Below are 23,814 nucleotides of genomic sequence, written 5' to 3'. Positions count from 1 at the left end.
TTCTCGGCGCGCAGAAACGTAAAACCTTATCGACAGTCGCCGCCGTGCCGTCGATATGGAGCGTTCGCTGGCAGTGCGCGTCTGGACGATTACCTTCGCGCTCGTCGCAGTCGCCGCTTTCGGCATCTACTCGCTCCTCCGAACCGGGGCACCTGCACCGTACGTCGCGTTCGGGGTGATTGCCGTCGCGTACATCTCCTATCAGGCGTGGCGTTCCGGCGGTCGCTTTCAGTTCGAGTTCGACGTCCAGTCGGGCAAGACTCACCGCCTGACCAACACCCCAGAAATCCAGCACGCACTGTTCGAGATTTGCGAACGAGCGGGCCGCCCAGTGCCGAAGACGATGCTGGTCGAGATGGACGTGCCGGGTGCGAGCGTCGGCTACGACGACGGCGATCCGATGCTCGCAATCGACCCGCGTCTGCTGATGGTCGTCGGTCCGACCGGCCTGCGCGCAATCCTCGCCCACGAACTCGGCCACTTCGGACATGACTTGCATACGGACGCAATTCGGCTCTACCTCCCACAGACTATCGGCTTCTCGGCGTTCTGGCTGGCCGCACTCGCAGGGAGCGGGCCGACAGTCGCCACGCTCGGGAGCGCGCTGTACCTCGGTCTCGCTCTGCTCTCGGACCGCCGCGCCGAATTCGCTCGCGCCGTTCTCAGCGTAGGCGTCGAACCGCTCGCGCTCGCGGCGAGTCGCTACGCGAATCGACTGGAAGAGTACCGCGCCGACGAGTTCGCCGCGCAACTGCTGTCGCCCGCCGAACTCACCGAGGCACTGTATCGAATCGCCGCCGTCGCTACGGGCGACAACGACGAGGACGTGGCGGGGCCGGTGCCGTGGAACGCCGACCGCTCGTGGCTCTTCTCGCTGTTCGCGACCCACCCGTCGATAGAGAGTCGCTCTCGGGCGCTGGGCTGTGAGATTCCGGCGTGGGTTCGGCCGTATCGGCCCCACAGAGTGCGCCGGAACGAGTCAGGATGATGCGTGGTGGAATTTTTGCAGTCGTTACGACTCCGCACGTTCGCGTCGGGCCACGACTCGACGCCGGAGTGACGACCCGACGAGCGCAGTAGCGGCGTTGGCCAGTCCGACGAGTGGCGTAGAGAATACTGCAAATAAGACCACGTATAACTGGTAGCCGAACGCTATTCCCATCTGCCGAAGGAGTAATGTCGCGTCCGCCCAGCCCCCGAACGCGAAAAAGTACGCGAGGACTGTGAGTACTGTCGCTGCCGTTCCGACGAGGAATCCTTCAGCCAACTCCGACTGGAAACCTCGACTGATAGCTCCGACGAGGACGCCACCGACCGGGACGACCACCCAGAGCGAAACGTCGAGTGTCCCTCGGAGGACGACGACTGCGAGACTCGCCTGGACCGCAGTTGCGATCAAAACTGCTCGTCTGTCCATGGCATGCGTGTTCACCCCTCGTAGAAAAGTGTTACTCGGCTACGGAGTCGAGTGACGCTACCGTTCGTTCGCCAACGCTTCGAAGTTCCGGAGCGTCTGCTCGACGCTCACGTCTTCGAACGAGCGGTCGTTCTCTTGCCACCCGAAGTCCGCTTCGATTCGCGGGAGCAGGTTGCTCGTGAACTCGGGATGGTACTGTACCGTCCAGACTGGGGCGTCCCGGTGGCGCGTGGCGAAGTTCTCGTAGTAGTCCGTGCTGGCGATGGGTTCCATGCCGTCGCCGCGTTCGACCACGTGGTCGCCGTGGACGGCCGGAATGACGTCGTTCACGCCGTCGAACAGCGGGTCGGCGTCCAAATTTGCTCGCACCAGTTCGTTCGTCAGTCCGTGGTGTTCGACTCGGCCGCCGAGTGCGGTGTTGACGAGTTGGTGGCCGAAACAGACCCCGAGGGTCGGTATCTCGCGCTCAACGAGTTCGTGGACGAGCGCAATCTCGTCGTCCATCCACGGGTACGCTTCGCGTTCGTAGACGCCGGCAGTACTTCCACTGACGACGACGCCATCGACGCCTTCCAGCGACGGTTGCCCGCCCTCGTCGGCGTAGGTGTACACCGCCGAGTCTTCGAGATAGCGACGAATCTCCGGGACGAAGTAGCGCGTCTCCGGGTCTACTTCGTTTTCGAGGACGAGTAGCATCGTGGTGTCGAGGGTGGCGAGGACCCAAAAAGGTTACCCGGGATGAAGTGGGGCCGACAGGCCGCGGGGGAGTTCGAGGGTCGATTCAGGTCGGTACGTTCGAAGTCGGTCGGTTCAGAGGCGGTCGCGGCCACCGCTACTGCGGCGACTGGACCGCGAGTTGCTCCGTGCGTCGGCGACCGTCGAGCGAACCGTCTCGATGACGCGACCACTGGTCTCCAGCAGTCGTCGGAGCGTCGTCGGGTCTCGGCCAGCGAGCAGGAGGAGGCCGATTCCTCCGAAGACGAGCGTGACGGTCGCGACGTAGCCGACGGTGGCCAGCAGCGTATCGGAGAAGAAAGCGATGTAGACGCCGACCAGCGAGAACAGGACGCCTGCCGCGGTGAGCGACTCGTGGACGCGTTCCGGCTGCTCGTGGTCGTCGTCGGACTTCGAAGTGTACGTGTCGTTCAAACTGTGTGCGCTCATCTCCAACCGTTACCTACGTGGTCGAAGCTAAAGAAACTCAGTCAGACACGTATCACAACATCGTCTTGTCGGTTTTTAGACTGTCTCTCTGTTGCCTTATCGCAAAAATTCGACGAGTGCCTCGTTCACTCGGTCCGGCGCGTCGTTCTGCACCCAGTGACTCGCGTCGGGGAGTCGCTCGACGCGAACGTCGGGCACCCACTTCGCCAATTCTTCGGTCAACTCGACGCAGAGCGCCGGGTCCTGCTCACCCCAGAGCAGGAGTGTTGGCGCGCGAACGGACTGGTCTGGACGCTCGCCGCCGACGAGCGCGCGCAGTTCGGTCCGCAGGTTCTCGCGGAACGCCGCCCGGTAGTAGTTGAGTGCGGACCTGAGCGCACCGGGTTGACTGGCGGCCTCGCGGTATCGGCGCACGTCCGTCTCGGTGAACGCCTCGGGATTCGTAGCGGAATCGGGCAAGTCGGCGAGTACCGCACAATTTCGTGCGCCCAGTAGTCGCTCGGGAAGCCACGGCAGTTGGAAGAACAGCGCGTACCACGAGCGGCGGAGTTGGTCCGTGTTCCGTTGTAACTCTCGGCGGTACGCACCGGGGTGTGGCGCGTTCAGCACGGCGAGTCTGTCCACGATTTCGGGATGTCGTATCGCCGTCTGCCACGCGACGATGCCGCCCCAGTCGTGGCCGACGACGTGGGCTTGCTCTTCGCCGAGTTCGCGGACGAGGCCAGCCACGTCGCCGACGAGTTCTTCGGACCGATAGCTCGACACGCCGTGGGGTTTCTCCGACTCGTTGTACCCGCGCATGTCGGGCGCGACGACGCGAAACCCCGCGTCGGCGAGTGCCGGAATCTGCGCTCGCCACGAGTACCAGAACTCCGGAAAGCCGTGGAGGAGGACGACCAAAGGAGCGTCTTTCTCGCCCGCTTCGACGTAGTGCAGTCGGACGCCGTTCACGAGTATCTGGTCGTGCGTCCACGGACCGTCGGTTGCCATAGTCTTCGTTGGCGTGCCAGACGGTCAAGCGTTCCGCAGTTCGAGTCGTTGCGGCGGGGCAATAGATGGTCGATTAGAACGCGGTACGACTGCGTCGAGACGCCGCTCGAAAAGTGGGCGTCTCGACTCGGATTATCCGCAAGTCCCCTGGCAGTAATCTGCGCAGATGTTCGTGTCGCAGTCGGGAACACAGCCGTAGTACTGGATACTTCCCCAACAGCAATCGACTATCTCGCCGTCCTGGTAGCAACAGTACAGTTCCGTGTGTTCGTGACGGGTCGGTTGCCACCGACAGACCTCCGACTGGAGGCAGTTGCTTCCGGTACAGGCTTGCGGTTCGACCTTGGGGTCGTAGTTCTGCTCCGAAATCGTCCCGTCTTCGCTCTTGAAGACGGAGATGCCGTTCGCGTTGACGACGAGTCCTTGGGCTTTCCCGAGTAGCGGGAACAGTTTGAACACCACTTCTCCGCCCGGGATGTCCTTGGAGTACTCGATTCGGACAGTGGCTTGGCCGTCTTTCACCATCGGAGTGACCAACGTCCCTTCTTCGGCTTCGAAGTACTCTTCGGCACTCGTCGGAACGAAGTCGGAAACCGAGGGAACGATCCCACTATCGACGTGTTCCGATTGACTCATCGTGGTCAGAAGGTCGTCACCGACGACGTCGAACGCCTCTTCGACTCCCGTCTGACTGTTGAACTTCTCGGCGGTCTCCCGGGAACCGAGGTCCGAGCCGAACATTCCGGTTATCGACCCGAACCCTATCCCGCCTGCCGCGGAGAGCACTTTTCTACGGTTCACTTGGTCATGGCTATCGTCTGCCATAGGAATTTAATCTATCCTCAATCTATTAAATCTAGGGTTAAAAAATCAGAAATTAATATCTGCAGAACCAGTCGGTGACTAACTGCGGTCGTGGCCTACTCGTCTTCCAACAGTAACTCCCGGGCCTCGCTGGCGGTCAGTTCCTCGTGGTCTCGGCCGACGATTGCGGTCGTCTTCCACTCGTCGTTCGGCACCTCGGCTTCCGCCTCGATTTCGACCAGCACGTCGTCACCGAGTAGTTCCGCGCCGACCATCGTGGAGGCGGGGTAGTGTGGCGGGTCGAAGAACTCCGCGCGAACTTCGTGCAGTCGCGTCTGTGTCTCACGAGAGAGTATCGAGGAGTCCACGAACCAGCGCATCGTCACCAGGTCGTCCATCGACCCACCTACGTCTGCGAGGGTTCGCTCGACCAGTTCGAGCGTCTCTCGCGTCTGTTCGCCGACGGTTTCACCATCTGCCGCGAGACCCGAGAGGACGACTCGCTTGTGGTCGGGATGGTCGGTCGCAACGCCGAACGAGAACCGAGCGTGGTCGATTTCGTCTGAGTCTACCTCGCCGAACCCCGGACCAAGAACTGTCTTTTGCACGTGCCGAGCGACACAGGAACCTGATAAAAAGATTGGCAGTGGGTTCCGATTGCATCGCCTCACCCGAGCGGCCGGAACCAGACCGCCGCGAGCAACAGCGCGAGGAAGACGTACGACCCCCGGACGAGTAGCATGGTCGCTAGTTCCGGGTCGGCCCGGTGGGCGACCACGGCGACTGCGCCGAACCCCGCGACTGCCGCGACGCTACTCGGTGGAAACACCGCGAGCGTGGTGAACGCGACGACGAGCGCGAGTGCGACCAGCATGAGCGCGTAGGCGGCAGTGCGGGCACGCCGCTTGCCGACCACCACTGCGATGGTCCGCTTGTCGATGGAGCGGTCGTACTCGAAGTCTTGAGCGTCGTCAACGACTTTCACGCCCGACAGCAGGACGAGGAAGACGAGCGCGAACGCGAGCGCAATCGGTTCCAGTGTTCCGACCTGCATGTAGTAGCTTCCCAGAATCGCCAGCGCGATGCCGAGCGGATAGCCAGTCGTCGCAGTCACGGGGTTCATGTCGAGCTGCGGCGCGTGGTGGTAGCCGATGAGCCACCCCGGCAGGGTGAGCAGGACCGCGATTGGTCCGACGACGACCCAGATGCCAGCGAGACAGACGAAAAAGAGGACCGACGCAATCCCGAGCACGACTCTGCATCCCCCTTCGGTCAGCGGGTGGTCGTCGTCCTCGCCGCGGACGTAGAAGTCCACGTAGCCGTCCTTGACGTGTGCGGTGTACATCGCGGCGAAGATGGCGGTCATGTGGAGCGCGCCGACGAACGGGTCGAACGCACCCGCGAGCATGCTCCCGGACCACGAGGCGGCGACTGGCGGGAGCATGAACACGGGGTGGACTTGCGAGGCGAGCGCGCGAGTCGCTGGAACGACACCGGACCCCCGGCGCGAAATCGGCATGGATTCCTCCACGACGGGGTACACAATAAAATCTCAGGCCGCCAAGAACTTCCGTCAGCGAACCGCGGCGGCGGCCGCTCCCATCACGTCGAGCGCCTCTTCGATCTGTTCGAGGTCGGTCGCGTAGGAGATGCGGGCGTAGCCCTCGCCGTGTTCGCCGAACGCCTCGCCGGGCACGACGATGACGCCGCGGTCGAGAACTTCGTCTACCCAGCCCTCCGGCACCTTCGGCATCGCGTAGAACGCGCCGTGGGGCGTCGGCGTCTCCAGTCCGATGTCGCTCAGGCCGTCGAGGAGTACGTCGCGGCGCTCCTCGAAGGCGGCGGTCATCTCGCCGATGCAGTCTTGCGGGCCAGAGAGTGCGGCCTCGGCGGCGAACTGTGCGGGCGCGCTGGCGCAGGCTTGGACGTACTGGTGGACGCGGAGCATGCGCTCGATGCGGCGGTTGCTTCCGGCGACCCAGCCGAGTCGCCAGCCAGTCATCGAGTAGGACTTCGAGCAGGCGTTGACGACGACGACGTTGTCCGTTTCTGCGAACTCCATCGGCGAGTAGTGGTCACCCTCGAAGACGATGTGTTCGTACACCTCGTCGGAGATGCACAACACGTCGTGTTCGTCGGCGATGCGGGCGAACTCCTGCATGTCTTCTTTCGACTGTACTGCACCGGTCGGGTTCGAAGGGCTGTTGACGACGAACGCGGCGGTGTCGTCGGTGATGGCCTCTTCGACTGCGGCGGGGTCCAACGTGAGGTCCTCACGCAACGCAACCGGCTTGGGTTCACCGCCCGCGATGTGGGTCAGCGCCTCGTAGGAGACGAAGCCGGGGTCGGGGTAGATGACTTCCTCGCCTACGTCCACGTGGGCCTCGATAGCGAGGTGGAGCGCCTCGCTCCCACCCGCGGTGGCGATGACGTTCCCCGGTTCGACCGCGTAGCCGTTGTCTCGGTCGTGTTTCGCGCTGATGGCCTCGCGGAGTGATTCGGTGCCCTTGTTGCCAGTGTAGGCGTCTGCTTTCCCGCTCTCGATGGCGTCTACGGCGGCCTGCCGCGCGTGTTCCGGCGTCGGGAAGTCCGGTTGTCCGATGCCGAGGTTGATGGCGTCCTCGCCCGCCGCTTCGAACACTTCGCGGATGCCGCTGATAGAGACCTGCTCGACCCTGTCCGAAAAGCCTGACATACTGCGAAACCACGGAACCGGAGCGGATAATTCTTCCTTTGTGGAGCGTGAGCAGGGGACACGACTGACCTCGAAAACGGACGACTGGCGCGATTTATAGCGAGCGAGTCGGAGACGAGCGATAGGCCGGTGAACCAACCGGCAGGAGTATGCCAACTGACCAACTTGCAGAAACGCGCAACTGACCATAGAGGAAAGTTCTGACCGCCGAATCAACACCCATCTCGCCCGGCTGACCTCGTGCGGTTGGACACCGTAATCCACCGCGAGAGAAACGAGGCGCGCTCTGCGCGCCTCGTTGAGCGAGCGCGTCCGAGGAACCCTCGAAGGAGCGCCTTTAGCGCGACGGAGAGGGTGACGACGTGATTTTCATCAACGTTTTTATCGAGCGGTCGGCCTCGCCGACCGCTCGCAATAAAAAGGTTGTTTAGGATAATCGGGCCGCGATGTCCGCTTCCGTCACGATGCCGACCGTGTTGCCGCGTTCGGTGACGATGACGGCCTGATTGTGGCCGAGATCGGTGCTGATTTCGTCCAGCGTGGCGTTGCGCGACTTCGTCGGGAAACTCTCACCCATGAACTTCTCGACCGGTTGGTCGCGGGCGTCTTCGTCAACGTTCATCAGGTCCTCGAAACTGATGGACCCGACGGGAACGCCATCGTCGATGACCGGTAGTTGTGAGTAACTCGATTCCTGCATGCGCGAGACGGCTTCGCTGACGTGATCCTCGGGGTCCACGCTCACGACGGTCTCGGCCATGAGGTCGCCCGCGCGGACGATGTCGCCTTCGGATTCGTCCAGTGCGTCTACGATGCGTCGCAGCGTCGAGAGTCGCGGGTCAACGTCGCCGCCCTCGATGCGGGCGATGAGCGGCTGAGAGACGTCTGCTCGGTCGGCTAACTCGCTTTGGGTGAGTCCTAGTTCGGTCCGCCGCTCGCGGATGTCCTGCGGCGTCGGTAGCTCCATATCTGCTGATAACCACGGGTTATGGATAAAGCTTCTGTCTGGGATTTACTCCGTTCAGAATCGGGTAACTGCGTTACTCGTCGCCGCCGAACTCGATGTCCTCGTCCTCGGCGAACTCGATGGTCTCGACCACTTCGAGCGGAACGTCGCGGAGCGCGCCACCGATTTCGCTCTTGGCGATGCGCTGGGCGTGTTCCTCGCCGTCGGCGTTGAAGACCTTCATTTCGAGGAGGAGGCCGACGAGCGCGGTGCCCGCGGCGATGAACGCCGAGTCGAACGGTTCGCCGCAGGCGGGACAGGTCGTCGCGCCGACTTCGACCTCGACGTAGTCCATGTCCTTCTGATTGAGGCGCTTGCCTGCTTCGCTCACTGCGACGCCGATAGCGTCGTCGATGTCTTCTACGTCGCGTACCAACCATGCCGCTTCCATCGCAACGAGGTAGTTGCTCATAGTAGCCCGTTGTTCTGCGTCGTGTCGTGTCTTGTGGTTTCCCGACGGTCGTGTCAGACGTGGTCAGGGAACACCCCGACGAACCGCGGCCGCGGTGCGCACGTCACTCCGATAATGCTCATAACTTATGCGTACACCGACTGTCGCCAAACCTACTCGTACGACTGCGCGCCGACGATTGTTCATCTATTTGGACGTAGTCCAACCGTGGTTGAATCGCAAGCAGGCGTCGAGGTGTTATCGGAATATAAATAGTTATATTCCCAGATTGTCAGAAACTCTTTTATACTCGATTGGTCGTCCCTTCGCTTGAGGAAGAACAGTCCGATGTTCACGTGGATTCACCGCGCAACCCTGTTTGCCCTGTACCAGACGAGCGTCGCAGCCAGCATCCTGCTGTTGCCGCTTGCGATTCTCACCCGACAGCTTGGCGTCCCGCTTCCGGCCCACCGGGTGGTGAACCGACTGGCGAACGCTTACGACGCGACGACGGCCTGAACCCCGGATTGGCTGTCTGAACACCCGCTTTTTCGACTCTCGTCCGCGAGTCCGGTCATCCGCCGGAAGGGTTGGTTTTATCAGTGCTGGCGGCCTAGCGTCTGGCAATGCGTAGCCCAATGCACGGTTCCGACTTCTCGCAGAACCTGTCGCGTTTCGAGGCCGACGAGCAGAACCCCTACGAGCCGGAGTTCGGCTCGATGCCCCAAGCACAGGGCGATGCGGGTGCAGAAGAGATGAAGACCGGGACGACGACCGTGGGTCTGACGACCACCGGTGGCGTCGTCCTCGCCACTGACAAGCGAGCGAGCCTCGGCAACATGGTCTCCTCGAAGAACGCCCAGAAGGTCGAGGAAGTCCACCCACGCGGCGCGCTCACCATCTCCGGGTCCGTCTCTGCGGCCCAGTCGCTCCTTCGCACGCTCCGCGTCGAGAGCAACCTCTACGAGACCCGCCGCGACAAGGACATGAGCATGCAGGCGCTCTCGACGCTGACGAGCAACCTGCTGCGCTCCGGTGGCTTCCTCATCACCGTCCCGATTCTCGGCGGCGTGGACGAGGAAGGCGCTCACATCTACTCCTACGACGCCCTCGGCGGCGCGACCGAAGAGACGTACGCGGTCGGTGGCTCCGGCTCGCAGTTCGCGCTCGGTGTCCTCGAACAGGACTACCGCGAAGACATCGACATGGCGGAAGGCCGCCAGATTGCCGTCGATTGTCTGAAGAGCGCGACCGAACGCGACACTGCCTCCGGCAACGGCATGTGGCTCGCCGAAATCACCGAGGACGGCGTCGAGATTAGCGACTACGAAGACTACGACGACGCGCTATAACACCGCGACCTTTTTTTCTCGTCGGATAGCAACGGGGCGCTTAGCGCCCCTGCTACCGCTCTCTGCGCACGGCTTCGCCGCGCACTAACTGTATCTAAATTGTCGAGTCGGTTGGCTTACGAAACAACGGCCAAGAACCCGGAAGTTACTGCTGGCGTGCGGTTGAACTACCGGTACGCTTATGATTATTCGGTCGAATTACTGTTTGCAGTACTGGCGGCGTGTCAGTCACTGCCACGACGGGTTCGTAACCCGTAACACTACCACCCCCATCCCCCAGCGACTCCCCGCTGGGGCGTTCTACCCCCCTCTGACGATGACTTCGAGCAACGAGTAGTCGCTCGTTCGCGCCTCGCTCACTCCGCGGCTTCACCGGAAGACGACCGTGTCTTCCGAGTCTGCGTTCGCTCCGCTCACGCAGACGCCGCTTCGAGACTCCTGTAAAATCTCGCTACTCGCGGTTCAGTTCCGTGTCGCCGCGGCCGACCCAGTCGGCGAAACTGCCGTCGATGAGGGTCATCGATTGGTGGTCGATGTAGGCGCGTTGCATCCCCGAAATCGCTTCTTCGAGGCTCAACCCGTCGTCCAGTCGCTCGCGGACCCGTGTGCGCTTCCAACTCGCTGGCGTCAGGCCGTGACGAGCACGCTGGCGGAGCGGCCAGAGATACTTCGCGGCCTGCTCGTCGCTCAGTCCGCGCGACTGCAAGCCGTCTTTGGCGTGGGCGAAGATGTCTTTGTACACCTTCTCGTGGTCGGTCGTCTCCTCGCCGTCGTTCGTAATCCAGTACACGTCGGCGCCGAGTCCCTCCTCCATCGCTCGGTAGAAGTTGTCCTTGGCGACGACCCAGTCGAGGTGTCGAACCGGATGCTCGCGCCGGAACATGGATTCGAGGAGTCCCGCGAACGCCGCCTGAAACGCGATGGAGTCCCTGACCGTCGGTTGGGCCGCGATGGGCCGGAACTCGATGCGGGCGTTCGCGGCCGAGCGAGTCGCCCCACCGAAGACCGGGCGCACCCACCGCCAGTAGGTGCCGTGTTTCATCCGGAAATGGGCGAATTCGTCGTCGAAGCGGTCGGCGCTCTCGACGGGCATCGGCACCAGCGTCCGGTCGTTGACGACGTTCTGTATGGCGTCTTCGACCGACTCGACGTCGTCGGGGAACCGAACTTTGCCGGGTTCGTCGTCGCGGCGATTGAGGACGGTTTCGAAGACGCTGATTCGGTTCTCGTGCCACCCGTCGGCCAGAATCTCGTCGGGGTCGTCGCTCGCATAGAGGTCCGGCGGGAAAAAGGGCGAGTTGACTCCGAGCGCGAGCAGAGGCGCGGCGATTCGCACTGCGTAGGTAAAATACGTCGGGAGGTCCCGGGCGTGGGGTACCTGATAGTGGGGCTGAATCGACGTGATGAGGCTCTCGGGCATCACCGTATCGTCTTCGAGTTCGACGTGTGGAGCCTCGATTTGCATCCCGGCTTGCGCGTCGGTGTTGGCCATCGCGTGGTAGCGCACCGAGTCGCTCATGTTCGAGGCGATGCGCACGCCTCTGTCTTCGACGCTGTCGGTGAGGTACTCGCGAGCAGTTTCTCCCTCCGGTGGAATCGTCCAGAGGCCGTCGCTGACCAACCGCATCCCCTCTGCGCCGGTTCGCTCTTCGGCGGCCGAGAGGCGCGCCTTGACTTCAGACTCCTGGGCGGCCAAGCCGTGTTCGTTCAGCGGTTGCGGACTGGTAGACATCTCGGCGTTGTGCAGGCCGAGTTCCTTCTCGAAGCCGATGAGTTCGAGCAGTCGCCGCGGGACGCGAGTGAGCGCGGCCGTCTCTGCGTCCACGGCATAGAACTCGTACTCGAAGCCGATGATGGCCTGCGGGTTGTCGAAGGTTCCGGCATCTATCTCTTCGACGATAACCTCGGCGTCCTCCTCGACCCGCGACTGGAAGTCATCGGCATCGACAGCGAGCACGTCTTCGACCTGCCCCGCGAGGTCGGATTCGGGCATACCGATGAGTCGGACCTAAGACACCTTGAATCCACGGGCCACGGGCTCGGAACCACGCGAGCGACGTGACGAACATCCTACGACGATTGGGACGCCGCGAGGTCCGCGACGAACTCCGTCGTCGCGAACGACAGCGCGAGTGCGAGCGGGGCCGTGACTGCGGTACCGACGACGATGCCGATTGCGCCGAGATTGACCACGAACGGGGTTACGAGTATCGAGAACAGCGCCCCGAACAGCAGATAGGCCACGGCGAACGAAGCGTACGAACCGCCGGAGAGCGCCCAGTCGAGACTCTGGGAGAGCGCCGTCCCGAGGTCGGCATCCGCGACGACGAGCAGGTACGGTGTCGCGTAGAAGAGGTACGCCGCGACGAAGTACGCCGGAACCAGCAATAGGACGAGCGGTCCCACCGCTTGTCCGAGACCGGCGAGTGCGAACGTCGGGAGTGAGACGACCGCCTGCCAGACCAGCAGGGGGAGGAAGTACCGCCGGACGTTCGTGGGGAAGTCGTACTCGCCCGTCTCTAGCAAGTCGTGGACGCTCCCGAGGTAGCCCGCGACGAGCGCAGACTGGACGACGACGATAATCGGGAACAGCCATAGTATCTGTGAGACGTGGACGCCGGGACCCTGATTCGGCAGACTCACGAACGTCCAGAGGTTGGCCACCGTCATCGGAAACGGAAACTTGACGCCGAAGTGGCCACCGTGGAACGAGAGGACCCGCCGAATCGCGTCGATGTTGAGGATACTCGTCAGTACGGGAACTGCCGCCAGCGGGAGATGTGTGGTCGCTCGTTGCCAGCCGGACCCGAGTCGGTCGATGAACGAGCGTCCGTCGGTGGAGGGCATCGCCTCGGCAATCGGACGCCCACGAGTTAAATTTGGCTGACAGACGCGACAGTGAAGACGAGAGTCGGGCGGTTTAACTGGGGCTACCGACTACCCATCGGCGATGGAGTTCGGGGAGTTCGCCGACACGGCCGCAGAAATCGAAGCGTTGAGTGCCGACACGGAGATAATCGAGCGCGTCACGGAACTGTTCGAGCGCGCCGCGAGCGACGAGGACGGAGACGACCTCCCCGTCCTCGCCCGGTTCGTGCAGGGTCGCGTCTTCCCCGCGTGGACCTCGCGGACGCTGGACATCGGGCCGAACTACTGCTACGAAGCCATCGCGCGGGCGGCCGGAACGAACGTCTCGGCCGACGACGTAGAGGCGAAACTCGCCGAGGTGGGCGACATCGGCGAAGTCGCCGCGAGCTACGACTTCGGCGGCCAGCAGGGTCTCGGCGCGTTCGGGTCCGGTGGTGGGTCGGGCCAATCTGACTTGACGGTCGGCGAAGTCGATGCGAAACTAGCGGAACTCGCGGCCGCCGAAGGCTCCGGCAGTCAGGACAAGAAGATAGACATCCTCTTCGCGCTGTTCAACCGTGCGAGTTCCCGCGAAGCGCGCTATCTCGCGCGCATCGTCCTCTCGGAGATGCGCATCGGCGTCGGCGAGGGAACGGTTCGAGACGCCATCGCGGCGGCGTTCGAAGTCCCCGTCGAGTCAGTCGCGCGCGCCCTGCAAGTCTCGAACGACTACGGGGAAGTCGCGCGAGTCGCCCACGGGGAAGGAGCGGGTGAAGACGACGAAGATGGCGAGACAGGCCTGAACGCCATGCAACTCGAAATCGGCCGCCCCGTGCAGGCGATGCTCGCGCAAGCCGGAACCGTCGGCGACGCGCTGGACGACTGGGAGGAGACCGCAGTCGAGTGGAAGTTCGACGGGGCGCGCGTCCAACTGCACTACGACGGCGAGGAGGTGTCCATCTTCTCGCGCAACATGGAGGACGTGACCGACCCACTCCCGGAAATCGTCGAACACGTCCACGAGCATCTCGATGTTCCGGCGATTCTCGACGGCGAAGTGGTCGCCATGGAGGACGGCGAACCCCTGCCGTTTCAGGAGGTCCTGCGCAGATTCCGCCGCAAGCACGACGTAGCCCGCGCCCGCGAGGAGGTCGAACTCGACCTGTTCGCGTTCGACTGCCTGCACGCCGACGGCGACGACCTGCTTCGGACGCCGCTGGTCGAGCGTCACGAGCGACTGGAGGACGTTCTCTCGGGTGGAACCTCGGCCCTCTGGGTCAGCGACGACCCCGAGGAAATCGCCGACATCGAGGCCAACGCCCTCGAAGCAGGCCACGAGGGCATCATGCTAAAGAACCCCGACTCGACGTACTCTCCGGGCCGCCGCGGGAAGAACTGGCTGAAGCGGAAACCCGACGTGGAGACCCTCGATTTGGTCGTCACGGGCGCAGAGTGGGGCGAGGGTCGCCGGGCGAGTTTCCTCGGCACGTTCCTGCTCTCCGCGCGGACCGATTCAGGAGAATTTGAGACTCTGGGCAAGGTCGCCACTGGCATCACCGACGAGGAACTCGCGGAACTGACCGAACTCTTGGAGCCACACATCAAGTCGCAGGACGGCCAAGAAGTCGATATCTCGCCGGAAGTCGTCTTCGAAGTCGGCTACGAGGAGATTCAGGAGTCGCCGACCTACTCGTCTGGCTACGCGCTTCGCTTCCCGCGTTTCTTGGGCGTGCGCGACGACAAGACGCCCGGGAGCGCCGATTCGCTGGAGCGAGTCGAGCGACTGGCCGACGAGCAGTAGCACGAATCCTTTTGCATCGGTAGGTTCCACGTTGTAACATGTCGAGCGGAGCAACCGACTCTGGACACGTCGGTCGGTCGGATTCCTCGGGACAGGGTTCGAAGTGGCGCTACCTCGCCCTCGCGGCCGTCGCGGAACTGCCAATCGCACTCCTCGCGCTCGCGTCCTCGACCACGCTCGGACCGACTCATCCCGTCACGACTGCGTTCGGCGTCTTCCTGCTGTACGCGACGCCGTTCGTCGGCGTCGCGGCGTTCACGGGCCTCGTAGTCGATGGGGGGCAGTCTCGTCACGAGGACCGCGGCCTACGCTGGCGCTGGTACGCGGCCACTACGCTCGTCCTCACTGGGGTTCTGACCTACCACGCCGCCGGAGGGTCAGAGGGAGACGCCTGGTTCGGTCTCTGGGAACCGATGGTCGCTCTCGCGCTTTCGATGGTGCCGGTCGGAGCCGCCTACTGGATTCGTGGCTGGTCGCGGCGAAGCAAGCAAGTTCTCGCGGGGTGACGTTCTGTTCGTGAACTGGCGCGAGCGCGCTCACCAACTCCGCGAGGAAGTCTCAGATGCCGACGGATTGAGCGTAACAGTCGGTTGGTTCGTTGCCGCCTTGGTCGTCGTGACGTGGCTCGTAATCGGCCTACTACTGTGGCAATCGGTTGCCCCGACGTTGTCGGTTCCGGTCGCTCTCCGACCCGCTTCGGCGTCTGGTTTATAGAAACCGTGCTATCGCCGACAACCGTTCGACCGGGGCACGATACGCCTCCGGAAGCCGTTCGTAGCTCTTCAGTCCGACCTTCGCCATCGGAGAGTTGTAGTCGTGAAAGACGTGGTACGGTTCCGGCGACGGTCCGTACTTCGATTTGTACCGACACAGACGCTGATTGTCCGCAGTCGTGATGTTACACCGAGTTCTTCCCCGGCCTATCCCCTCCTTCATCACGTGGCCGTACAGTAGCGTGTTGACCGGAACGTCCGTGTCTGTTCTCGCAGTCCCCTCCCACGCGTACACCGTGTCCCCGAACTCGAAGGCGATGAGGCCGCCGAGTATTTCGCCGTCGTCACGAAACACGTAGGGAAACACCTGCTCGTCGGGGAGTCTCTCACAGAGGGAGACGACGAATGATGGGTCGATACCGTAAGTTTCCCCGTGCTCTTCGAAGCGCTCTGCCACCTGTTCGATGACGGTCCGAATCTCTGCTGGTCCACCCTGCGTAATCGCGTCGTCGTCGATGTTCGTGTTCCTGATGAGTCGCCGAGTCTCTTTGTCGAATCCTTCCATCGTCTCTTCCCACCCCGGAGTCAGGTCGATTATGTACGTGTGGTTCTTCGTGAGGTCGCTTCCCCGCCACTGGAACGGTCGCACGTCCGAGAACCGATTGTTCGTTCGAACGTCGGTAACGTCTGGAGCGACGTTCTCGTCTATCCACTCGTAACACCCCTCGACGAACTCGTGGCGATATCGCTCGGCCTTTCGCTGTTTCAGATTCTCGAAGTTGAACAGCACCGGTCCCAAGACGAGTCCCCCAGTGAGGTCTTTAGGAGACGTGGCCACCAACTTCAGTGGTGGTCTGTCGGTCTCGAATATCGGCAAGAACCCCATCGGTTCGTCGCCGTTGTACCCGACCAAGTGATGGAGACGGGCGTCAGCAGTGGTTTCGAGCAGCGAGAGGACTTCACGTCGGTGGAACACGTTCGACTGCGGGGAGTCTGTGAGTTTCTCGTTCCAGTCGCTCAGGATGTCGCTATCGGCCAACGTCACAGTGATCGACATGCGAGCGACTCCCGACCCCATCTTGCTTAGTACTGACTCATGTGTTCCCACAGTGCGTCCGTAGATTTACCGTCTTACCCGTTCATCAAGCCCGATTCTATGTCTATCAGAATAACTCTCGATATCTCCGGTCGGCGTGTATTCGGGTGCCCACGGACCAAGAGGGCAACCCGTGGTGTCGGTCTCCAAAGCCGAACTGTTTACTTCCCGACCGCACCAAATAACCAGTATGACGATTCGACACGACGACCTGCTGGTCGATTGGCTCGGCTACGCGGGACTCCGACTCGAAGGTCCGGACGGCACAGTCGTCTACAGTGACCCCGGCCGCTACGGCACGCTTACCGGCGAGTGGACGCCCGATTCGCCGAGCGTCGGCCACCCCAAACCGACCGACTACCGGCCGGAAGATGGGGACCTCGTATTGGTCACGCACGACCACCACTACGACTCGGACGCCATCGAGCGCGTGGCGAGCGAGGACGCCACCGTGGTCGTCTACGACGCGGTGTACCCACCGAACATCGACCGCGACGTAAACGATTTGGACGAACTCCCCTACGAAGTCGTGAAGGTCAACGAGGAGACCGACCAACTGTTCGGCGAGGTCATCGTCCGGCCAGTCGAAGCGTACAACGAACCGAACGGCCCCCACACCAAGTCGGACGGCGAGCCGCACCACCCCGAAGGCTTCGGCGTCGGTTACCACCTCACGCTCGGCGACACCGAAGTGTTCTGGCCGGGCGACTCCGACGCCTTGGACGGCCACGCGGAACTCGACGTGTCGCTGTTCTGCCCGCCCATCGGCGGGTCGTTCACCATGGACCGCAAGGAGGCCGCGGAGCTAGCCGAGGAGTTGGACCCGGACCTCGTGTTGCCGATTCACTACAACACGTTCGAGGCGCTCGAAACCGACTCGGGCGCGTTCGCGGCCGACGTGGCGAGTCGGGGCGTCCCGGTCGTGTTGGACGAGAAATAACCGCGACCGGACTGATAGCATGGGACCCGAACAGGGCGTCTTCAGGCACGAACGCGGCGAGTACCCGTACGTCAGATTCGGCTCCGGCGAGCGCCCGCTCGTGATTTTCACTGGCCTGAGCGACGCGTTCCAGCCAGAAACTACGTCCTCGTTCTTCTCGCTGCTGCTCCAGCGGTACTACTACCGAAACTTCGCCGACGACTTTTCCGTCTACGTAATCGGCCGTCGCCGTGGACTCCCGGAAAATGTCACGACCCGCGAGATGGCCGCCGAGTACGCCGACCTGCTCGCCGAGGAAGACCTCTCGCCTGCGAACGTACTGGGTGTCTCGCTCGGCGGACAAATCGCCCAGCATCTCGCGACCGACCACCCAGAACTCGTGCGGAGACTGGTCGTCGGCGTCGCAGGCAGTCGCGTCGGCGAAGAGGGCCACCGAACCCTCCAGCGGTGGGCCGACTGGGCTGAGCGTGGCTGGTGGTTCGACGTGTACCTCGACACCGTGCCGGTTACGTACACTGGGTATCGGAAGTGGCTCTATCCGCCGCTGATTCGGACGGTCGGCCGCCCACTGCTGAAAGAACCGGCCGAAATCTCCGACGTTGCGGTCTCCTGTCGCGCGATGGCCGCCCACGACGCGGGCGACTCCCTCGACGGCATCGAGTCGCCGACGCTCGTCGTCGGTGGCGCGGAAGACTACTTCTTCCCGGAGTCGATTCTCCGCGAGACGGCAACGGAGATTCCGAACGCCCGCATCGAACTCCTCGCAGGCGTCGGTCGCGGCGCGTTCGAAGAGCGAAAGCGCGCGTTCGACAAGACGGTGCTGTCGTTCCTGAACGAGTGATGCAGTCCGAGGATACTTGACAGTTCGTTCGGAAATCCGAGCGTGAACCGACGAGCAGTCCTCGCTTCGGTAGCTTCGCTGACTCCCGTCTGGACGACGGGATGTGTCGCCCCGAAGCAATGTCCCGCGGTCAAGTTCGAGGGCGAGGAAGTCTGTCCGGCACACGACCTCGATATTCAACTGCGTATCGACCCTGCTTCGGTCTCTCTGCCAGCCGAGTTGACCTTCACCGTGGAGAATCGAACCGGCAACGAGTTCGTCTTCTCGCCGGAACTGGACCCGCTCGTCTACGAACGAGTGGGGGGCTGGGACCCCGTCTCGATGGCCCGGCGACTGGGTAGTGGCGAGCGTGTTACGGTGACTGACTCGTACACCTACGCGCAGGAGGTTCCCTTTGCGAACTGGGAGCCGGAGGTAGGAGAGTACTTAGTCCTCGTAGCTGGACGACTTTCGCTCGACGGCGGCGACGAACGGCGAATCAATCTCGTCGAGATGGTCGAGTTCACTGACTGACCAGTTGTTTTATTTACCCGTCGGGACGACAGTTCCGTCGTGATGTCCGACCCCTCCACGCGTTCCTCGGACGATTCCACGCGTTCGCGCGACGACGACGCTCGCCCGCGAGACGACAGCACTCGTCCGCCCGACGACTGGCCCTACGCCGCAGAGGCAACCGTCTGTGCGGCTTGCGGTCGGGAGACCGACCGGAGTCTCACACTCTCGTCGCTCGGCCTCGTCTGGGGCGCGGCAACTCGCGGTGGTCTCGCACCGACCGACGTGGAGGGCTACGTCGGCACCCTCGAATTTCGCTGTTGCGAGGCGTGCTGGACCGGGGAAGGAATCGACGCGCTCGAAGACGCCCACACGCTCGTAGACGACTCTGCTCCCGCTGGCGACGGCCGACCGTTCGCGCTGGACGACGAGAAAGTCGCGGCCGCGGCGAAACTCGACGCCTCCCGAGTCGCCGTCGCAGAGTACTGGCCAGTCGAGCGGGCCGACCCCGAACTCGAACACCTCCGCGCACAGGATTCAGCAGTCGAATCCATGCTCGACTCGTGGTTCGAAGATTAGTTCTCGATCATCACTTCGGTCGCTTTCACGACGGCGTCTACCTCCTCGCCCTCCGAGATGCCGAGGCGCTCTACCGAGTCGCTGGTGATGATGGCCGTCACCGACTGTCCGCCGTCCGTTTCGACGACGACTTCGGCTATCAGTCCCTCCGTCGCTACTGATTCGACGGTGCCAGAAAGTCTGTTGCGTGCGCTGAGGGGCATGGCACCGGGGTACGACGTACCCTCCCTTAAAGGTTCGAATCAATCCGGCAACACAACGTACTTGCCGATAGCGGCGGAAGTTCGAACCATGGGTTCCCGTACGACACCGAACTTTTGTTCGAAGTGCGGTACGGCGCTGGCGCAGGGGGACGCTTTCTGCTCGCAGTGCGGGACGCCGGTCGCAGGGGAGTCGGCGAGAACGCGCGCAAGTGCCGACTCCTTCGACGCCGGACGCGCAGGTGGCTTCGACGCCGGAAAGGCAGGTGACCCGGGCTACTTCCGGCGGCGCGTCGAAGACCTCACCGACGAAGGGTGGGACGTAGAGAAGGACTACGGCGACAGAGTCGTCATGGTGGACCGCGGTTTCGGGTCGATTGGCGTTCACGTGCTGTTACTCCTGTTCACGTGGGGGCTTGGCAACCTCTTCTACGGGTGGTACCACTACTACAGGGTGCCGGACAGAATCGAAATCAGGGAGGGCGGAACCGAACGCTACCTCCGCGGTAAGAACTCCACCTCGAACGCGACATCGGAGTCGTCGCCGGACGTCGGCAACCTGCTCCTGAGTATCTTCGTCGCGCTCGTCGGGGTCGGATTCGTCACGTCCGGCGGGTCGGTGTTCGCCGTCGGCTTCGGCTTCGTCCTCCTCGCGCTCGCAGTCGGACTGTTCGAACCGGTCCGGGAGCGACTCGGCGACCGTAAACCGATTACGACGTTCGGTCCCGGTCACGAGACCACCCAAGAAGTGGTCCGAGAACCGGACGTTCCGTGTACGGCCTGCGCTCGGCCCGTCAACACTGGCGTCAAGCGAACCTACCGCAAGCGTCGATACGTCGCGGGCGTTCCCGTCGCCACCAGCGAAGAGGGTGAGAACTACTACTGTCGGTCCTGCGCGAACGGCGACCCGTTCACTGGCGACTTCGACGACGAAGAACGGGAAGACCGGGAGAAGACGCGAGAGTTCGCCTGACTACAGCACGCCCATATCGGTCAGTCGCTCGGGCAGATACGTGTCGGTCACGAAGTCGAGACCATGCGACGCCAATGACTGCTGTTCGGACTTCTTCTCGATGTCCAACTGAATCTCTATCTGCTCTTCCCAGTAGTCGGTCTGGAAGCGCGGGTCCTCCAACTCGCTTTCGAGCGCGTTGATGTCCGAGTCGCTCAGCGGGTCTGTCGGCAGGTCGTACTCGACGATGTCCGACGGTTGGATGCCGATGTACTGGGCGTCCGGCGTCGCGAGGTAGTCGCTCAGGTGTGCCGATTTAATCGAACCGTAGGCCACAGAACCGAAGATGCGGTACGACCACGGGTCGCCGTCAGCGAACACCGTCACCGGCAGGCCGAGTTCGTCGTGGAGTCGCCGCGTGATGCGACGAGTCGCCCGTGCAGGCTGTCCTTTGAGGTGGACGATGATTGCGTTGTACTCGTCGTCGAAGCCGTTCTCGACGAGTCTGTCGCGCATACCACCGGTCTCGACGCAGAGGATGAAGTCCGCGTCGTGGCCGAGGAACTCGATGGTGTCGGGGTTGTTCGGAATCTGGTAGCCACCTTCGCCCACGTCCTCCTGACAGTGGATGTCGCGCTCGCCGCGACGGGTCTGCTCGCGCAGGTGGAGCGGTCCCATGATGGTCGCACCGGACTCCTCGGGCCGCATGTGGAAGTCTTCGCGGGTGACCTCCGAGACGATTTCTAAGTCCTCGACCAGTTGGTTCGACTCGTCCTGCGTGGAGAACTGCGCTTCCTCCGCGTCCCAACTCTCGCTCAGGTAGTACAACTCACGCAAGGTAGACGAGCGGTCCTCGTTCAACTGGTCGGAGAGGAAGTCGATGGTGTATATTGCCTTGAGGAGTTTACGGGCACCCCGAACGCTGTTGGCGCTCCGATTGCTCGTCCGGTCGCCGTACACCCAGACGCGCTCGTCTTCGTCGTACTCGATGTTGCTCTTGGTCCGAGTGGGCAGGGACATCGTCGGAATCTCCCCACGCTCGAACTGGTCGTAGAACTCTGCCGCGAGGTCGATGAGCTGTTCTCGCGCTCGCTCTTCGTTGTCTGCGCTCATTGGTTCACCGTGAGTTTCGCGTCCTCGATTCCTTCGACGCTAACGTCGAACGATGCGTCGTCTGCTGTCTCGTACTCCAAGACGGCTTCGTCGCCGCTCTCGACGGTCGGGGTCCACTTGATGAACCACTCGCCGTCCATGTCGATGGCGTTCGCGCCGTTCGAGAGGTTCGTCGGCTCTGCGCTGACGATGTCCGTTATCTCGGGCGACTCGTTCGTGCTGGTGTGGTTCTCGACGACCAATTTCACTTTGCCGTCCTCGACTTCGCGCTCGACCAGCACGTTGTTCATGATGCGTGCCAACGCGTCCTCGTACTCGGGTTGGCCCTGTCCGGTCACGTCGGCCAGCTTCTCGGCCATCTGGGGCAGAATCGACGCGATGACGTTCTGCTTCTTCTTGCGTTTCTGGAGCGACTTGCGCTTGTTGAGATACGACTTCAACTCGCGGGCCGCCTCTCGAATCGCCAACTCGATTTCGTCCTCGATGTTCGGGACGTTGGCGACTGCGTCCTTGCTCTCGCTCGTGAACGGGACGTTCGTGGACGCGACGTGGACCATGATGACGGCAGGCCCATTTGGAATCCCCGACCCGCCAGGTTGGTCCAAGTTGTAGTTCCGCCAACCGATACTCTTCACCACGTCGGTCGTCGCACAAGCACCACGCTGGTACACGAGGGGTACTCTGTTCGCGAAGCGAAGCACCTCAGCTTTCCCCTCCGCGGGCAGGTCGCCGCCGTAGGCGATACCGGCTTCCACGATGAACGGGTCGCCGCCGTGAACGTCGGCGTCACGTGTCGCCGAAGCGTAGAAGTCCGCGTCGTACTCCTTTTTCAGACCGGCCTTCACGAGGTCGGCCGTGATGGGCGACAGGCAGTTCGTCGGCGGCGAGATGATGTCGGTCTCCGTCATCGCCTCCAGCAAGTCGCTGGCGGCGTCCCGATTCTCGGCGAGACTGCTGATCTTCGGTACGTCGTCCGGAACCGTGACCATCGTGTTCCAGATTTCCATGACGACGTTCTCGCGGGCCGTGTCGCCGACCGTCGCGTCGTCGTACTCTTCGGTCGCGTCGGCGGCGTCGGCGACGTACGTTTCTAACTGCTCGTGGGTCGCCCGGTCGCGCTCGCCGCCCTTCTCGAACTTCCGGGCGACGCGCTCGGCGAGTCCGTGGACAGTCTCGTCGTCCTTTCGCGTGCTGGTCGCCTTATCGACCAGTCCGTAGAAGTCGCTGGTTCGGTCCGCAGTGAGTTGCTCCCACGCGGCCTCGACTGCGTTGTCTTGGACCGTCGAACCGAACGTCGTGTCGTGGTTTTCGCCGACGGAGTCGGCCGCTTCAGCGATAATCTCGACCAACTCGTGGTGCGCCACGCGGTTGCGGGCTTCCACCTGTTTCGCTACGGTATCCGCGAAGGCGTTGGTCGCCGTCGCGCCCTTGTTTGCGACAGCACCTTGCACGGCTCTGGCGATATCCGCTTCGTCGTGCTTCTGGGGCGGTTTCCACGCGGCTTCTCGGCCGAAGTGACGGTCGCGGAAGTTGTCCAAAATCGAGTTCGCGGTCTTGCGACCCACGCGCGTGAACTCCTCTTGGACGAAGCCAGAGACGCTGTGAGAGTCGGTGTCGGCGAGCATCTTGAGTACTGTGCCCAACTCCACGCCGTGGGGGTGTGGGCGAATCTCCTCGGTCTCTGCGGGGAGTTCGTCGGTCGCTCGCTCGAACTGCTGGGCCTCCTCCATGCTCGGCTCCTTAAACGTGATGCGAGCGTGGGGATTGACGACCGCCGTGTGCTTGATGTACCGGACGAGTTGAGAGCGCGCGCGCATGTTCGCTTCCATCTCTAACTCGATTCGGGTGCCGTGGGTGCGCTCCCACGTGGTCGTCTCGGCGGTCCGAATCTCGGGTTCGTTCTCGTCGGTGTCGATGACGAGTTCGAAGTATTCGGCGTCCGCGCTTCCCTTCGTGCGACTCGTAATCTTCGCAGGTTTCCCACTGGTCAACTGCGAGTAGAGGACGGCCGCAGAGATACCGATACCCTGCTGCCCACGAGACTGCTCGCGGGCGTGGAATCGCGACCCGTAGAGAAGTTTCCCGAAGACCTTCGGCACCTGCTCTTTGGTGATACCCGGACCGTTGTCCTCGACGATGAGGGTGTAGTAGTCGCCGTCGTCGGCGATTTCGACGTAGATGTCCGGCGCGATACCGGCCTCTTCCGTCGCGTCGAGGGCGTTGTCCACGGCCTCTTTGACGGCAGTCACAAGCCCCCGGGCTCCGCTGTCGAACCCGAGCATGTGCTTGTTCTTCTCGAAGAACTCGGCGATGGAGATTTGGCGTTGGCTCTCTGCCAACTCCTCGGCGATGCCCTCCTCCTCGCCGAGTGTCGACTGGATGGATGGCATTCTGTACCCCGTGGTAGCGGCGTAGGTCTTA

General features: G+C 62.7%; 26 protein-coding genes. 10 read left to right on the top strand and 16 right to left on the bottom strand.

Translation table 11 applies throughout. The features are described from left to right. Positions 1 to 55: 55 nt before the first annotated feature. Positions 56 to 988 carry a M48 family metallopeptidase gene (locus tag F7R90_RS11190; protein ID WP_158057521.1) on the top strand — a complete coding sequence of 311 codons (933 nt, stop codon included), beginning with the start codon at positions 56 to 58 and terminating at the stop codon, positions 986 to 988. A 24-nt stretch (positions 989 to 1,012) separates the two neighbouring features. Here the strand turns inward: F7R90_RS11190 and F7R90_RS11185 are convergent, their stop codons facing one another. The 10 genes from F7R90_RS11185 to F7R90_RS11140 all read right to left on the bottom strand — a co-directional run bounded on the left by F7R90_RS11185 (position 1,013) and on the right by F7R90_RS11140 (position 8,488). Further along, positions 1,013 to 1,417, bottom strand: coding sequence for a hypothetical protein (locus F7R90_RS11185; RefSeq protein WP_158057520.1), 405 nt, complete (start codon positions 1,415 to 1,417; stop codon positions 1,013 to 1,015). A 57-nt stretch (positions 1,418 to 1,474) separates the two neighbouring features. Continuing rightward, positions 1,475 to 2,113 (bottom strand): type 1 glutamine amidotransferase, encoded by a 639-nt coding sequence (locus F7R90_RS11180; RefSeq protein WP_158057519.1) that lies wholly within the window; start codon positions 2,111 to 2,113, stop codon positions 1,475 to 1,477. Positions 2,114 to 2,227: 114 nt separating this feature from the next. Beyond that, positions 2,228 to 2,581 (bottom strand): hypothetical protein, encoded by a 354-nt coding sequence (locus tag F7R90_RS11175; protein ID WP_158057518.1) that lies wholly within the window; start codon positions 2,579 to 2,581, stop codon positions 2,228 to 2,230. Positions 2,582 to 2,677: 96 nt separating this feature from the next. Continuing rightward, positions 2,678 to 3,571, bottom strand: coding sequence for an alpha/beta fold hydrolase (locus tag F7R90_RS11170; RefSeq protein WP_158057517.1), 894 nt, complete (start codon positions 3,569 to 3,571; stop codon positions 2,678 to 2,680). A gap of 132 nt (positions 3,572 to 3,703) precedes the next feature. After that, positions 3,704 to 4,396, bottom strand: coding sequence for a hypothetical protein (locus tag F7R90_RS11165; protein WP_225741150.1), 693 nt, complete (start codon positions 4,394 to 4,396; stop codon positions 3,704 to 3,706). Positions 4,397 to 4,491: 95 nt separating this feature from the next. Then, a complete protein-coding gene (locus F7R90_RS11160; RefSeq protein ID WP_192498287.1) occupies positions 4,492 to 4,983 on the bottom strand; it encodes a RidA family protein in 492 nt (163 codons plus the stop codon). Positions 4,984 to 5,042: 59 nt separating this feature from the next. Further along, positions 5,043 to 5,894 (bottom strand): UbiA family prenyltransferase, encoded by an 852-nt coding sequence (locus F7R90_RS11155; RefSeq protein ID WP_158057515.1) that lies wholly within the window; start codon positions 5,892 to 5,894, stop codon positions 5,043 to 5,045. A 54-nt stretch (positions 5,895 to 5,948) separates the two neighbouring features. After that, positions 5,949 to 7,070 carry a pyridoxal phosphate-dependent aminotransferase gene (locus F7R90_RS11150; protein ID WP_158057514.1) on the bottom strand — a complete coding sequence of 374 codons (1,122 nt, stop codon included), beginning with the start codon at positions 7,068 to 7,070 and terminating at the stop codon, positions 5,949 to 5,951. 427 nt (positions 7,071 to 7,497) lie between these two features. After that, complete coding sequence (locus F7R90_RS11145) at positions 7,498 to 8,037, bottom strand: CBS domain-containing protein (RefSeq protein ID WP_158057513.1); 540 nt, start codon at positions 8,035 to 8,037, stop codon at positions 7,498 to 7,500. A gap of 73 nt (positions 8,038 to 8,110) precedes the next feature. Further along, complete coding sequence (locus F7R90_RS11140) at positions 8,111 to 8,488, bottom strand: DUF555 domain-containing protein (RefSeq protein ID WP_158057512.1); 378 nt, start codon at positions 8,486 to 8,488, stop codon at positions 8,111 to 8,113. A gap of 309 nt (positions 8,489 to 8,797) precedes the next feature. Here F7R90_RS11140 and F7R90_RS11135 point away from each other — a divergent pair, with 309 nt between their 5' ends. After that, on the top strand, positions 8,798 to 8,986 hold the full coding sequence (locus F7R90_RS11135; RefSeq protein WP_158057511.1) for a hypothetical protein: 189 nt from the start codon (positions 8,798 to 8,800) through the stop codon (positions 8,984 to 8,986). A gap of 107 nt (positions 8,987 to 9,093) precedes the next feature. Continuing rightward, the gene (gene psmB / locus F7R90_RS11130; protein ID WP_158057510.1) at positions 9,094 to 9,819 is read left to right on the top strand and encodes an archaeal proteasome endopeptidase complex subunit beta; all 726 of its coding nucleotides are present in this window, start codon (positions 9,094 to 9,096) and stop codon (positions 9,817 to 9,819) included. Between the two features lie 451 nt (positions 9,820 to 10,270). Here psmB and F7R90_RS11125 read toward each other — a convergent pair whose 3' ends face one another. After that, a complete protein-coding gene (locus tag F7R90_RS11125) occupies positions 10,271 to 11,812 on the bottom strand; it encodes a hypothetical protein (protein ID WP_158057509.1) in 1,542 nt (513 codons plus the stop codon). Between the two features lie 77 nt (positions 11,813 to 11,889). Continuing rightward, positions 11,890 to 12,666 (bottom strand): hypothetical protein, encoded by a 777-nt coding sequence (locus F7R90_RS11120; RefSeq protein ID WP_158057508.1) that lies wholly within the window; start codon positions 12,664 to 12,666, stop codon positions 11,890 to 11,892. 103 nt (positions 12,667 to 12,769) lie between these two features. Here F7R90_RS11120 and ligA point away from each other — a divergent pair, with 103 nt between their 5' ends. Together ligA and F7R90_RS11110 are read left to right on the top strand one after the other, a co-directional pair. After that, entirely contained in the window at positions 12,770 to 14,467 is a 1,698-nt protein-coding gene (gene ligA / locus F7R90_RS11115; RefSeq protein WP_158057507.1) for an ATP-dependent DNA ligase LigA, read from the top strand. A gap of 38 nt (positions 14,468 to 14,505) precedes the next feature. Beyond that, the gene (locus F7R90_RS11110; protein WP_158057506.1) at positions 14,506 to 14,973 is read left to right on the top strand and encodes a hypothetical protein; all 468 of its coding nucleotides are present in this window, start codon (positions 14,506 to 14,508) and stop codon (positions 14,971 to 14,973) included. 202 nt (positions 14,974 to 15,175) lie between these two features. On the opposite strand, the gene F7R90_RS11105 is transcribed toward F7R90_RS11110, so the two are convergent. Next, complete coding sequence (locus F7R90_RS11105) at positions 15,176 to 16,237, bottom strand: GNAT family N-acetyltransferase (RefSeq protein ID WP_192498286.1); 1,062 nt, start codon at positions 16,235 to 16,237, stop codon at positions 15,176 to 15,178. A 229-nt stretch (positions 16,238 to 16,466) separates the two neighbouring features. Here F7R90_RS11105 and F7R90_RS11100 point away from each other — a divergent pair, with 229 nt between their 5' ends. The 4 genes from F7R90_RS11100 to F7R90_RS11085 are packed head-to-tail and all read left to right on the top strand — an operon-like array spanning position 16,467 to position 19,128. After that, positions 16,467 to 17,216, top strand: a complete 750-nt coding sequence (locus F7R90_RS11100; protein ID WP_158057504.1) for an MBL fold metallo-hydrolase — start codon at positions 16,467 to 16,469, stop codon at positions 17,214 to 17,216. 19 nt (positions 17,217 to 17,235) lie between these two features. Then, the gene (locus F7R90_RS11095; RefSeq protein ID WP_158057503.1) at positions 17,236 to 18,057 is read left to right on the top strand and encodes an alpha/beta fold hydrolase; all 822 of its coding nucleotides are present in this window, start codon (positions 17,236 to 17,238) and stop codon (positions 18,055 to 18,057) included. Between the two features lie 42 nt (positions 18,058 to 18,099). After that, a complete protein-coding gene (locus F7R90_RS11090) occupies positions 18,100 to 18,570 on the top strand; it encodes a hypothetical protein (protein WP_158057502.1) in 471 nt (156 codons plus the stop codon). Between the two features lie 42 nt (positions 18,571 to 18,612). Further along, positions 18,613 to 19,128 (top strand): hypothetical protein, encoded by a 516-nt coding sequence (locus F7R90_RS11085; RefSeq protein WP_158057501.1) that lies wholly within the window; start codon positions 18,613 to 18,615, stop codon positions 19,126 to 19,128. On the opposite strand, the gene F7R90_RS11080 is transcribed toward F7R90_RS11085, so the two are convergent. After that, the gene (locus F7R90_RS11080; RefSeq protein ID WP_158057500.1) at positions 19,125 to 19,331 is read right to left on the bottom strand and encodes a TOBE domain-containing protein; all 207 of its coding nucleotides are present in this window, start codon (positions 19,329 to 19,331) and stop codon (positions 19,125 to 19,127) included. The genes F7R90_RS11085 and F7R90_RS11080 overlap by 4 nt on opposite strands. Before the next feature lie 88 nt (positions 19,332 to 19,419). Here F7R90_RS11080 and F7R90_RS11075 point away from each other — a divergent pair, with 88 nt between their 5' ends. Then, a complete protein-coding gene (locus tag F7R90_RS11075; RefSeq protein WP_158057499.1) occupies positions 19,420 to 20,301 on the top strand; it encodes a zinc ribbon domain-containing protein in 882 nt (293 codons plus the stop codon). On the opposite strand, the gene F7R90_RS11070 is transcribed toward F7R90_RS11075, so the two are convergent. Together F7R90_RS11070 and F7R90_RS11065 are read right to left on the bottom strand one after the other, a co-directional pair. Further along, a complete protein-coding gene (locus tag F7R90_RS11070) occupies positions 20,302 to 21,393 on the bottom strand; it encodes a DNA topoisomerase IV subunit A (RefSeq protein WP_158057498.1) in 1,092 nt (363 codons plus the stop codon). Then, complete coding sequence (locus tag F7R90_RS11065; protein WP_158057497.1) at positions 21,390 to 23,783, bottom strand: DNA topoisomerase VI subunit B; 2,394 nt, start codon at positions 23,781 to 23,783, stop codon at positions 21,390 to 21,392. The genes F7R90_RS11070 and F7R90_RS11065 overlap by 4 nt, the downstream gene beginning before the upstream one ends. Positions 23,784 to 23,814 lie beyond the last annotated feature (31 nt).

Source organism: Halorussus halophilus, assembly GCF_008831545.1.
Classification (GTDB): domain Archaea; phylum Halobacteriota; class Halobacteria; order Halobacteriales; family Haladaptataceae; genus Halorussus; species Halorussus halophilus.
Note: the sequence above shows the minus strand (reverse complement) of the source record. Positions and strands in the feature narration are given on the sequence as shown.